Source organism: Flexistipes sp. (assembly GCF_036172515.1).
In the GTDB taxonomy this organism is placed as follows: domain Bacteria; phylum Chrysiogenota; class Deferribacteres; order Deferribacterales; family Flexistipitaceae; genus Flexistipes.
The window spans coordinates 134,150-146,602 of the sequence record NZ_JAXKVW010000004.1 but is presented as its reverse complement, the minus strand read 5'-3'; the positions used below and the strand labels follow the sequence as shown (position 1 = coordinate 146,602).

The 12,453-nt window shown below is 36.7% G+C and carries 14 protein-coding genes; 1 reads left to right on the top strand and 13 read right to left on the bottom strand.

Features of this window, described 5'->3' with window-relative positions; genetic code table 11:
• Positions 1-60: 60 nt before the first annotated feature.
• The 5 genes from bet to UMU13_RS04805 form a co-directional block, all read right to left on the bottom strand.
• Entirely contained in the window at positions 61-939 is an 879-nt protein-coding gene (gene bet, locus UMU13_RS04825; protein WP_328217492.1) for a phage recombination protein Bet, read from the bottom strand.
• A gap of 153 nt (positions 940-1,092) precedes the next feature.
• The gene (locus UMU13_RS04820; RefSeq protein ID WP_328217491.1) at positions 1,093-1,485 is read right to left on the bottom strand and encodes a single-stranded DNA-binding protein; all 393 of its coding nucleotides are present in this window, start codon (positions 1,483-1,485) and stop codon (positions 1,093-1,095) included.
• A gap of 362 nt (positions 1,486-1,847) precedes the next feature.
• A complete protein-coding gene (locus UMU13_RS04815; RefSeq protein ID WP_328217489.1) occupies positions 1,848-2,036 on the bottom strand; it encodes a hypothetical protein in 189 nt (62 codons plus the stop codon).
• 105 nt (positions 2,037-2,141) lie between these two features.
• Positions 2,142-2,276, bottom strand: a complete 135-nt coding sequence (locus UMU13_RS04810; protein ID WP_328217488.1) for a hypothetical protein — start codon at positions 2,274-2,276, stop codon at positions 2,142-2,144.
• An 85-nt stretch (positions 2,277-2,361) separates the two neighbouring features.
• Positions 2,362-2,685 (bottom strand): hypothetical protein, encoded by a 324-nt coding sequence (locus UMU13_RS04805; RefSeq protein ID WP_328217486.1) that lies wholly within the window; start codon positions 2,683-2,685, stop codon positions 2,362-2,364.
• An 850-nt stretch (positions 2,686-3,535) separates the two neighbouring features.
• On the opposite strand from UMU13_RS04805, the gene UMU13_RS04800 reads away from it, so the two are divergent.
• Positions 3,536-5,824, top strand: coding sequence for a PAS domain-containing hybrid sensor histidine kinase/response regulator (locus tag UMU13_RS04800; protein WP_328217485.1), 2,289 nt, complete (start codon positions 3,536-3,538; stop codon positions 5,822-5,824).
• Here the strand turns inward: UMU13_RS04800 and UMU13_RS04795 are convergent, their stop codons facing one another.
• From UMU13_RS04795 to traV, 8 genes are all read right to left on the bottom strand, one after another.
• The gene (locus UMU13_RS04795) at positions 5,825-6,397 is read right to left on the bottom strand and encodes a hypothetical protein (protein WP_328217483.1); all 573 of its coding nucleotides are present in this window, start codon (positions 6,395-6,397) and stop codon (positions 5,825-5,827) included.
• Positions 6,397-6,822 (bottom strand): hypothetical protein, encoded by a 426-nt coding sequence (locus tag UMU13_RS04790; protein ID WP_328217482.1) that lies wholly within the window; start codon positions 6,820-6,822, stop codon positions 6,397-6,399. The genes UMU13_RS04795 and UMU13_RS04790 overlap by 1 nt, the downstream gene beginning before the upstream one ends.
• 266 nt (positions 6,823-7,088) lie before the next feature.
• Entirely contained in the window at positions 7,089-7,361 is a 273-nt protein-coding gene (locus UMU13_RS04785) for an HU family DNA-binding protein (protein ID WP_328217481.1), read from the bottom strand.
• Positions 7,362-7,425: 64 nt separating this feature from the next.
• Positions 7,426-7,878, bottom strand: a complete 453-nt coding sequence (locus UMU13_RS04780; protein ID WP_328217479.1) for a hypothetical protein — start codon at positions 7,876-7,878, stop codon at positions 7,426-7,428.
• Positions 7,879-7,898: 20 nt separating this feature from the next.
• The gene (locus UMU13_RS04775; RefSeq protein WP_328217478.1) at positions 7,899-8,267 is read right to left on the bottom strand and encodes a hypothetical protein; all 369 of its coding nucleotides are present in this window, start codon (positions 8,265-8,267) and stop codon (positions 7,899-7,901) included.
• Entirely contained in the window at positions 8,254-9,213 is a 960-nt protein-coding gene (locus UMU13_RS04770) for a ParM/StbA family protein (RefSeq protein ID WP_328217477.1), read from the bottom strand. The genes UMU13_RS04775 and UMU13_RS04770 overlap by 14 nt, the downstream gene beginning before the upstream one ends.
• Positions 9,214-9,336: 123 nt before the next feature.
• Positions 9,337-11,802 (bottom strand): type IV secretion system protein TraC, encoded by a 2,466-nt coding sequence (gene traC, locus UMU13_RS04765; RefSeq protein WP_328217476.1) that lies wholly within the window; start codon positions 11,800-11,802, stop codon positions 9,337-9,339.
• Between the two features lie 2 nt (positions 11,803-11,804).
• Positions 11,805-12,428 carry a type IV conjugative transfer system lipoprotein TraV gene (gene traV / locus UMU13_RS04760; RefSeq protein ID WP_328217475.1) on the bottom strand — a complete coding sequence of 208 codons (624 nt, stop codon included), beginning with the start codon at positions 12,426-12,428 and terminating at the stop codon, positions 11,805-11,807.
• Between the last annotated feature and the right edge of the window lie 25 nt (positions 12,429-12,453).

Genomic DNA, 12,453 nt, shown 5'->3' with positions numbered 1-12,453 from the left:
GCATATAATGCAATCCATACTATCATGTCATTCTCCATCATTTGACTTTCTCCTTTTCTCCTAAGCAGACAATTGATAAACATCCTCTTTTACTTGGATGAAATATCTCTCAAGCAACTCTTTCGCCTTTGGCTTGCCATATGGAGAACCTTTCACATAGTATGTGTTGGAGTTCTCTTTGCCTTGGGCTATTGTAAAGCCCAAATTTGCCAAAAACTCTAACAGTTGCTTCTTTGCCTGCTCATCATTTATAGGATTTTCTTTCGAGGGCGGTGTTTCCGTTTCAATCTCTCCTTCATTAACAACTGTTTCAGGATCACGGATCACCATTCCCTCAGCATCATATGTGCCATAACCTATTTCCTCTGCACCGTAGATGCCGTTTATATTAAATGCTTTCCGCAAGCACTGTGATTCAGCCACCTTTTTCAGCATAGTGTCAGGTTTATCCCGCCAAAATGCCGTCAAAAAGCCTTCTTTTGTCCGTTGAGCGTACTCATTAAACGAGACCTCAACTATAAAAGGTTGATTTGTGTCTTTACGGTACACGGTACACCGTGCTACAAGCTCATTTTTATATTCCCATCCGTTTTTGTTAAGGACAGGGATTTCTTTTAGAAAAGATTCAGTTTTTATGCCCGCAAACTGTCCGGTCTTATGAGCTATACTCAAAAAACCGTCACGACCGACAAGTGGCTCATATTTTTCGACCCATTTGCCATTAATTTTTTGCCTGCGGGGTACAAACATTACTTCTTTCATCAGCGGATTGAGATCAAGCTGTTTTGCTACACTGATACAATAGCTTATCTCTTCATTATCCGCTCCATGAGGAAAGAATTGCTTTTTAATCACTTGCAATTCTCTTTCACTCAGTGAGCTAAACCCGCTTTTCTTCTGCAATGTTTGTTTTTCTTGAATTCTTGCCACGTTTTGCATAACTGCCTCCTTATTTTATTTCCCCCTGCCGGTTGCTACACCCGCCACAGGGGTACTCTCCTTAATAGGAGACAGTCCAATCCCCCACCGGGATTGACTGAGCAACCCCGGACAGGGGATATTTTGAGTTATTATTTTACAAAAACTTCCCTTTTAGAAAGGGATGTCGTTTTCATCCACATAATTAGCAGTATCAACAACAGGCTCTTGTTGCTGGCTACTACCATTTTTTTTCGGAAACATTTGCACGTTATCAGCCTGGATATAGCTGTAATTGACTTTCTGACCCTCAGCATTTTCAAAACTATTTTGCTTCAAAGAGCCAACAACTATTACAGGCTGTCCCTTTGCAAGGTACTCACCGACTACCTCTGCGGTTCTGCCAAAAGCAGTAACCTTTACAAAGGCTGTTTTGCCGTCTTTCTTCGGCTCGTTGTTAGCCAAAATAAAATTGGTAACAGTAACCGGCTTTTCCCTATCTGACAATACTCTCACTTCGGGATTTTTTGTCAGGTTTCCGCTAATAACTACATTGTTTAGATACATATTACTGCCTCCTGAAAATTTTTAAAATCCCATTATCCGGGTTTTCACCGGCCTGCTCTAATCCGTCAGCAGGGAATACTTCACCAGTACGCAACAATATTATTGTTACAAGTAACCGGTTTCATTTTTGGAAGGGGTTTTCTTTCGAGGGTGCGGACTCACCCTATGGCTTGAAAGTTACCATACAGGAGACAATTATCCCCTCGCAGGAGATCAACCGTCCCCTGCAATGGGGGTTTTAATTAATTACTTTTTTTTTGTTTCTTTTCCATGATTATTAGTGCTACCCCACTAAATATACCTAATGGTGCTATCACTAAAAGAAAAAGAAACAATGGATGTGAGAATAGTTCAAGCATTGTTCACTCCTTATCATCAATTAATAAGATAATTAGCTCCATCACAAAAGTCAACAGGAACGCAAAAAATGCGATCTTAAGAGTTATGCCATCGAATTTTTTATCGAGGGCAATTGCAACAAGAGCTGCAAGCATCAAGTCTTTTGATGCTAAGTGAGTGATTCTAAACAACGCTTTGAGAAAATATTTCATATTACACCTCCCCGCCCCAACAAGCAGGAAGGCGTTTCACTCCCTCACAAGGGAAGTTTAAACAACCTTCCCCTGTGGGGGCATTAATCATCTTTTTTGTTTTGTTTATGCAGCTAAATCATCATCTGCATATTGGTATACACAGACAATTGTTCTTTTACGCTGCATTCTTCTCAATGTGGCGTTATCCACATAGAGCTTGTTGCCTTTTGTTGTTAATACTAAATTTTTGTTTCTCATAACTGCCTCCTTTTGTTTTGACGAGGAGACAGTTATCCCCCAACAGGGAGTAATCTGTCTCCCCGTCGGGGTTTTTTTAGTTTTTTTATGCGGCCTCTTTTTCAGGTATAATCCCGAAACGTATAAGAGCCTCTACAATTGACCTTCTTTCTGCCTCAGTATGCGTTTCATCTTCTCGCTCAACTGAAGCTTGGGAATACACGTTCCCCTTTTTCTGGACTTTGGTAGTAATATACCCGTCCTTTGCCTTAAATGTGTTAATTTCCCAGCCTTCTGAGACCGGAAAATTTGACCTAAATTCGGAAAGAGCTTCAAGATACTCTTTTTCCTGTTTTTCTTTTTTCCCTTTTTTGGAAATTGTTTTGAACATAACTGCCTCCTTCTTTGTTAGGTTTTTTATTTTACCCAACAGAGACAGTTATAGCCCCAAGGGGACAATAATAACTGCCCCCATTGGGCTTGTTGTTTTTTAATTTTGACGAGTTCCCTTCTTTTCGACACCTTTGGTTTAACCTGCCATACAAATATTGCCTGTAAACCTACCTCTCTTTAGAAGTAAGTCCGACATCGTATATAGCAAGTTTCCTCCGGTGTCTTTCATTACACCTACTAACATGACCTGATTAAACACAAGTCAAGTAAGTGCAATGTGCCCAAATGGGCAAAACCCTTTGCATACAAATATCCTGCAATCCTAACGCACTTGTATTGTATACACAAACTTTCGGCTTTCAGCCGATGCTAACTGTCGTTTGATATAGCAGATTTGGCAGGATATACTTCTCCTGTTGTTTTGCTTTTAGATTTTCTTTTTCTTCACTTATTTTTTGATTTTTTTGCAAGACACTTGCATAGAAAGGATTTGTGATTTTATAGATATTAATCTTTGGTTTGTAATTGATTTATTATATTTTTCTGCTCCTCTGGATAATATCCTCAGAACAGCTCCTAAATAAAGGAGATTTAATATTTGAGATGAAAAGAAGGGATGCGGTACTCATTTTATTTCATTATGGATTCCTGATATATAGGCTTTAATTCCCGCAACTCCATAATGAAATCATTGGGCGTAATTCCCCCTGCCACTGGTTCACTATAACCCGCCACGGTTATAGCAATCCACACCGGGGTTTACTTGATATTTTGTTTTCAAACAACTAATAAAATTATACAAAAATAAATGTAATATTTCAAGTATATATCTAAAATCTTTTAAAAAATGTTGCATATCAACTTGTTAAACTGATATAATAATATTTATGAATAACAGCCAAAAGCTTAGCTATCAAAATCTGCTGGATTCCATTCCCGTGCCTATATTCTACAAAGGTACAGACGGTAAATATCTGGGTATGAACAAAGCTTTTGAGGATTTTTTCGGAGCAAGCAGAGAAAATCTTATAGGCAAAGGTGTTTACGATATAATCGATAAAGAATATGCAGACGTTTATTTTAAAAAAGATAAAGAACTTTATGGCAATCCCGGTGTACAAATCTATGAAACTCAGGTCAAGGACAATCAAGGCAATATCCATGAAGTAGTTTTTAACAAAGCAACTTTTTTTGATGAAACCGGTAAAGTTTCAGGACTTGTAGGCACAATTCTCGATGTAACTGACAGAGTCAACGCCGAAAAAGAAATTACTGAAAAGCAACGGAGATTAGAAACACTGATGTCTAATCTGCCCGGGATGGTTTATCAATGTCTGAATGATCCCGACTGGACTATGCTGTTTGTAAGTGAAGGGTGTCTGGATTTAACAGGATATCATGTTGAAGAATTGATATTTAATAAAGATATACCTTATAGTGCTGTAATCCATCCTGCTGATCGTGAAAAGGAATGGGAAAATGTTCAAAAGTCTATTGAAAACAATGAAAGTTTTATGAGCACTTATAGGATAATTACCAAAAATGGTAAAACAAAATGGGTGTGGGAACAAGGAGTAAAAGTTGGCAAAAATGAAAACGGAATTGATATTCTTGAAGGCTATATTACCGATATCACTGAATCCAAAAGTTACTTTGATGAACTTCATACGATAAAAGACTTTGTTGATAATGCTCCAGAAGCAGTATACTGGGTTCGTCAAAATGGAAAATTTGCCTTTGTTAATAACACAGCTGCTCAAATACTGGGGTATCATATTGATGAGTTATCTCAAATGTCAGTATTTGATATTGATGTGGATATTAGTGAAGAAAAACGAAAGGATTTATGGGACAATATACGCATAAATAAAAGTGTTTCAATTGAAAGCAGGCATCAGAAAAAAGACGGCACTATCATACCTGTTGAGATATCAATCAGGAAAATAAATTATGCAGGTGAATATTACCACGGATGTTTTGCAAAAGATATAACTGAACGAAAGAAAGCTGAAAAAGAAAAAGAAATTCTTAATGCCAAACTTAACCAAAGCAGTAAACTTGAGGCAATAGGCAGGATGGCCGGAGGGATTGCGCACGACTTTAATAATATGCTGAGTGTTATTCTCAGTTATTCGGAAATGGGTTTATTAAAATCTAATCGAGCAGATCAATTTCACGAGTACTTTGAGGAAATTGGCAAAGCAGCACACAAATCCGCAGAAATAACTGATCAGCTATTAAATTTTGCCAGAGAAAAACCGATATCGCCAAGAATATTAAATCTTAACGAATCAGTTAAAGACATGAAAAAAATGCTAAGCAAAGTTGTGGGTAAAAATATTGAGCTAAACTGTGAGTTAAGCAGCAATTTATGGCCCGTAAAAATAGATCCCTCCCAAGTGAGTCAAATATTAACTAATCTTTGCGTAAATGCACGGGATGCAATAAAAGACAAAGGGGAAATATATATTAAAACCTCAAATGTGACATTAGATAAACAGTATTATGTTTCTGCTGGAGATTGTTATCCGGGTGAATATGCAGTCCTTTCCGTCAGAGATAACGGTATGGGCATAAGCAAAGAAATACAGGAAAAGATTTTTGAACCGTTTTTTACAACGAAAAAAGAAGGCCACGGAACCGGAATAGGTTTGGCTACACTATACGGTATTGTTAAACAAAACGGCGGATTTATAGATGTCCAGAGCAAAATAGATGTTGGTACAACTTTTAAAGTTTATTTGCCAAAATATAAAGGAGAAAAAACTGCCGGTGATGAAGAAAGAACAAATATTTTAAAGGGCAATGGCGAAACAATATTATTAGTTGAAGACGAGCCTTCTCTCCTTGCTGCAAGTAATAAAATGCTCCAAAAATTAAACTATAATGTAATTTCCAGGCTTTCTGCTAATGAAGCTATGAAGATAGCTGATGAATATAAAGAAAAGGACAAACATATAGATTTATTAATTACTGACGTTGTAATGCCTGAAATGAATGGTAAAGAGCTTTTTCATCAAATGCAAAAGTTATATCCTGAAATAAAAACTTTATTTATTTCCGGCTACCCGGAAAGTCACATAACAGAAGAAGTAACCAAGTCAGATAACATATTTTTTCTTCAAAAACCTTTTAACATTAATTCAATAGGAAACAAGTTAAAAGAAATACTGTGATCAAAAAATCATCGAATAATAAAGAAAAAACGCTAAAATAATAAAAGCAGATAAGGATACCACCGTTCTTCTGACTTTAAGCATATTCAGTCTCATAACCTGCCCCATTAATCTATTTTTTATCAGAACATTGTATTTCTGAATATAGAAAAGAATAAAACTGATCCCTATCACATTTGAAAAAATCCCCATAATCAAAAATGGTACTTCATACTTTGTAAAAAATATAGAAATACCTGAAACTGCCATGAAGGGTATCAGGTTAGCAATATAATGGGTACAGCACAAAGCCATTGTGCCGGAAGAAACACCGCCAGTTGCTACTAAAGTCGAAGTTGGAGCTTTATTTTCTTTCAGGCTCTTTCTCATAAGAGTAAATAACCCTACCTGCAAGCCAAAACCTGCTGCTATAGGCAAATAAAAATACCATCTGAACGCAAATCTTTCTAATGCAGCATCCAATGAATTCAATAAAGCCAATAAAGTAAAAAACAAAAACAGAAGTATTAAAGAAGCTGTAAGACCTGCCCGTAAAGGTAAAGGTATCTTTTTGGCACCTTTGAATGAAGCCATTAAAGACTCCATTCAAAAATTCTTAAGCTATCATTAGTTTTTATAGTGAGTTTTAGCTTATTAATTGCCTTATCATAACCGGGAAAAATAATTTTGCCATACCTATGATGACCACCAGGAGCAGATCCATTCCATTTAATAGGCTTCATAACTTTTTTGTTATTTATGACAAGCTCCGATATTTGACTCATATCAAAATCCAATGATCCGGAATGCGTGTTTATAGCTATTTCAAAAACTATCTCCGAAGAAGAGAGATTAACAGGTTTAGCAACAATTGAAATACCGTCGATTTCGTTTACTATAGAATTCAAACTACCTGTTATATTCTTTGTATTTTCTTTAGCATGAGTATAGCTGTATAGTAACGAAATTAAAAAGAATACTAACAATACTCCGGAAAAGATTTTTTTAAATTTTTTCATAATTCAATCCTTTTTTATAGTTTAATGCTTGATTACCAAAAAACATGCCAACAATCAAAAACCTGCTATTTGTTTGTTATGATTAAATCTTTCTTGTGATAACTAACTGTCTAGATATAATTATTGTGCATATTTTACTCAGTGTTTAGAATATTATACAAATTATTTGGAATGATTAAACAAGATGATAATTAAAAAAGTTAAGGAAATTATGAATTAAAAGGGCTGTCTTTTACTTATAATAACAGCCCTTCTGCATTGATGATTTATTTTACAGCTTCTTTAAAAACTTTCCCTGCTGAAAACTTTGGAACTTTAGTAGCTGGAATTTTAATTTTTTCACCAGTTTGAGGGTTACGCCCTTCTCTGGCATTTCTCTGAGCTTGCTCAAAACTTCCAAAACCAACTAAAGTTACCTTGTCATCTTTTTTTACAGCATCAACAACCGTTTCCTGAAATGCATTTAACGCTTTCTCTGTGGCGGTTTTGCTAAGTCCGCTTTTTTCAGCCATTTTTGCCACTAGATCTGTTTTTGTCATGACTACCTCCAAGATATAATATCTTCTCTATAACATCCTCTGTACTGCTTTATCAAGCCTTAAATCAAGTACTCAAGGGATCTCCGACAACTGCTCCTTTTTTAGTTTTCGATTCTGAGACTTTTTTGTTAGTCTTACTTTTCTTTTCTTTTGAAGCGGGATTCTCTTTTTTGTTACCGCCAGAGCCGTATAGTTCTTGCTTAAGCTCATTATTATACTCAGTAACTTTTGTTACAAGTTCAGCGTACTTGTCTATTGAGTTGTTAAAAATTTTTGCGTCAAGCTTTCCACGTAAACGTAAACGTACTATTGAATTTAAAAGTGAATCTGTTCTTTTAGCTTCACTTATCATCTTTTTTACCGGAGGATTGTTTGGAAAAATAATATAACCTTTAATATTTTCTGCTAAAACATTCAATGAGTGTGTGTCCTGAGCCAAAGCCTCAAATACCTTTTTCACATCCGCTTTGGCAACTCCTGATAAACTTGCCAAATTATCAATATACTTTGCAGCCATTACTGCACCTCCTATATTTTTTAAACATTTAAACCATTAAATGGATTTATGTCGTCCGTTCCCTCTGCCCAATCATTGTTGTCATTAGATTTATTAACTTTTTCAGATTCCTCTGATTCTTGCAGAGTAGTTTTTTGTGGGACGTGCTTTTTTGATTTATTAGATGCACCCTCATCTGATTTACTGATTTCTTTAGCTTCTAACACAGCCAATTCCTCTTGCTCCCGTCCGTAAGACAGGTCTGCAAAAGCATCTAAAACAATGCCCCGAACTACTTTCCCTCTTGCAGACTGAGGAATTTTTTCAAGCAACTTTATTACAACGCTATCTTTTTTATTATTTTCATAGAGAGTGAAAGTAAATTGCCTGCGTCCTTTACTTTTGCTCATTCTCCACCTCTCCTGCCGCCTTCCGACCAAACTTTTCTCCGTACTTGTAAAAACCAAGAACATTAGCCATAGAGGGATTTTCAGGGATATAAAAGTTTGCTTGATCGGGGATTATCTCTTTGATAACTTCTGTGCCGCCGCCAATAAATACAACTCTGTTTACTTCTTTTAAAACCTCTGCCCAGTTTTCGTTTAAGATACCTACTAAATCCTGGCAATAAGCTATCTTAAACTCGCTTATCATTTCGCTAAGATCATATTCCTTGCCCTCATACAGCAACTTATTCGTCCCTACTATGCTTTCTATTCTTTTTATATCAGGGCTAATATTGAATCTTCTATTTATTTCGTTAGCTAAGTCTACATATAATTTCTGTATACCGTAATTTTTTGAAAGTGACTGACCGACATTAAATCCACCTTCCCGAAAATATGCCAAATCAAGGGTATAGTAACCTATATCAACAATAGCTGTGCCCTCTTCTTTTTTCATATACTCCAGTATTGCTCCTGCACCCTGTGGCAGAACAATTACTTTGTCTGTACTGTAAAGAAACTCCTCACCATTTACGCTAAATTTAAAATCGCTTATACTTTTTAACTGGGCTTTTCTTTCCTCGTTATATTGAGATAAGGGTAGACCGAGCACCATTGTGTCGATATTTTCGTTCAACTCATCCCTAAGTTTATATAAAGCGTATCCAAGTAAAGCCTTCCATTTACTGCTTCCATGAAAACTATCACCTATTAAAGATATCGGAGTTCCTTCACTTAAAGCTTTATCACCAACGTAATATTTCTGTCCGTCAACTTCTATTCGGTCAGACTTTTTCATGAAATCAAGATTGTTGCGTCTGTATCTGACAAGGTAAGAATTGAAATAATCTCTTTTTGTATCTGTAGCTATTTTTGTTCTGCCATAACCTACATCAACAGCTAAAACCATATTCTGCCTCCGTAATAGTATTAATGTGTTCCGTTTTACCAGCCCTTTCAGGTTGGTGTTAATGGAACTAATATGCCCTATTAATTGATAGGATTTTGTGGTTTCTCAGCCAGTTTGGTCAATTTAAGCTTCTCTTTCAGCTCGTATAATATGATTTATTGCATCTCTCACACTGCATCCGAGCTGATTTTGTACATTTTTGATCTTTTTCTTATCTTCAGCATCAGTTGTATAGAGATAATATGAATATCTATCCGTAATAAGCCTACCGATGCCAAGTCCGCCGGCACCGGAGATCATAACTTCTGAATATTTTCCTTTTACTGTGTCCACACTCTTTAGAAGCTCGAAAAAGTAATCATGTAAAGAAAGCTTTTTCTCTGACTTCGCCTGCTCTATTATTTCATTTTTCTGCCCAAGCATCATTTTCCATTCTGAGTTAGTAAAAATCGCTCTGGTGGTATCGTTCATAAAAAAATCCATTATAGACTGAGTTACTACAACAGCGGATGCCATATGCTTTCTGAAACGCCTGAAAGATTTTTCTATGAAAGCGGCTGACAGAGAATTTCTCATCAAATCCCATGCTTCCTCTATTACCATCATCTTTTTGCGATCGTATGACATAAAAATATCCTGAGATATTCTAAAAATCATCATCATAAGAAAGATACCCTTTAAATCCTCTTTCTGTTCAAGAGTATCCAGCTCAAGCACAACAAAATCTTTGTCATACTCAAATGTATCCTTGCCGTTTACCCATTTGGAATATCTGCCCTGTTTGGAGAAAGGAAACAATGCTGTTGCAATATCTCTTGCTTTTTTATCATCTTTGTTAGCGAGTATCTGTATAACATCGTCCCAACAGGTTTCATTTTGCTTTTCTCTGAATGCTTGTCTTATAGCCTGTTCAATATGGGCAGCAATCAGTTTTTTCGTCTCATCTTTTTCATCCTGAGATGCGTACAAACTCATACCGAGCATTGAGCCGACAAGGGGCACAAGCAACTCAAATTCATCGCTTGCTATGTTGCCATCCGTACCTATTTTTGCTTTAGTAAAAGGATTGATAACTATATCAAGTTCAGGATCAAACTCTATAAACTCGCCACCTATCTGCTCAGCCAATTTTTCATAGCTTCTACCCACATCAACAATAAAAACTTTCCCGCCTTCTGCCAGACAGGAACAAACCATTTCATTTGTCATAAATGATTTACCCTTACCGGACTCAGCAACTACTGATATGTTATAGTTACCGTCTGTATCATAAGGGTCAAAATTCATTAACTGCCCTCTTCTCGAAACAAATGTCAGATAAGGATTCTTCCCACCCTTCCAGTCAGATGATACAGGAGCCATATTAGCGGCATTATTAGAAAATAAGGGTTCAGCTCTCTTTAAGAATTTTTCGTAATATCCGTCATACTGCAGAGGTAGTGTTGATAAAAAAACAGGAAAGGCCGTCTCCGGGTTTTCAGGGATTATTGTAAAATTTTTTTGCAACCATAATGTCCTTATAAACTGCCCCAAATATTCAATATGATCATCATCATCACCCTGTACCCAAAGGCTTAACTGCATAGGTGTCTGTACTTTGCCTTCTTCATACAGCTCCATTCCCGTCTGAAAATTCTGATACCTTTTCCAAAGGGTAGGCATATATTTAGCAACCGGATTACCATCTGCTTGTTGTGTAGTCCAATGAGATTTTACTTGAAAACGCTCTTTAGCTTTCATAGAGTTCGGAAGTCTTAAGTTCAGAGTCACAGCAAAAGGTGTTGGTATCTGTTTCATATTGTCGGTAAATGAGCCGAATAACTCCCCGAATTCAAATAGATTCATTTCTGCAGGGAAATCTTTTACGGAGTATACCCGGTGAGGTTTGTCATTGATAGATATGTCTCCGTTATCCTGTACTTTTATTTTTGTACTTGGATAAACAACGTGTTCCCTCAACTCCTTAGAAGGATTATAGGTTATATTCTCTGGAACATCGATATTGAGTATTTCTCGCATAGTCTCAATAAACCTTTCCGGCGGGCAGGCTACAGGTCCGAAACCATTGGACTCTAACGTTCCTTTATAACTGCTCAACGCTTTCTTGGCACTCATAATTTCATTGTCTACATCAGTATTGCCTGATAAGGATTTAAAAGGGATTATCACCGAAAAATAAAGTCTGAAATCCCGAACTCTTAAGTCGAAAGAGTCAAAAAAACTTTTTTCTGTATGCTTTAGGTAAAAATCTTTTCTCTGGGCAAACAGCTCTCTTATTGCCTCATCGTCTATGTTTGTTTTGTTATTAGCTTTCCTATCGTAATACTCATCAACCTGTCTATTTATGTTGGGAGATGCATATAACATCAGAGATATATACCAATCATCGCTGTGTCTGGGGGCTGTAAAAAGGGACTCCAGAGCGTTTGATGCACTTGTTCCGGCATAAGGTATAGGGTTGCACTCAAACAGTATCCCCCAGCCACTTCTCAGAATATATATTCCATCCTCGTATCCATAGGGGGTAAGATAGTCGGCAATCCTGCCCCTCTGCATAATTGCTTCAATGTTCTTAACAGCAAGTCCCATATTTAATTGCCTCCGTTTAGAATGCTTACAGGATTTGCATTATTCCTTATACTTCTTGCATCATCTTCGGTTGTAAAAATCCAGTCCGAACGATCTTCAACAACATATATGAAGTGAGAAAATACAAGATCACCCATATCGTTTTCATACGGAGCAATCCATATTCTTGTAACCTTTTCCGGCTGTCTGATCGGAATACCTTCTTTAGCTTTAACAACACCTTTTAAGAATTCTCCGCCCTTCAATGGTGATTGCACTTCTTTCATGTTGTTGTTATGTGATTGTTTAACCAATTTTTCATATCTTTTTTCCGCATCTCTTTTGCACATTCTATATGCAGTTTTATCCTCAAGAAATTTCTCTACTCCGCACTGCTTTTCTATATATTCTTCCTTATCAGGCATGTTCTTATATGCACGATCCTCTTTAAAACCTTGTATATCCTGTCTGTTGCTGTATACATCCTGCACACTCGCACAAACTCCGTTATCAGGATTCGGGCAACTGAACTCTGATGCCCCAGCGGGATTAAGTGCCTTAGCACAGCCACTGAATGTTAAAGCTGAGATCAGCAATATGATAAAAACCTTTATATTCCGGAATTGGGAACTAAAACAAATTTTCATTAAAATACCTCCTTTGCTGTTGGGC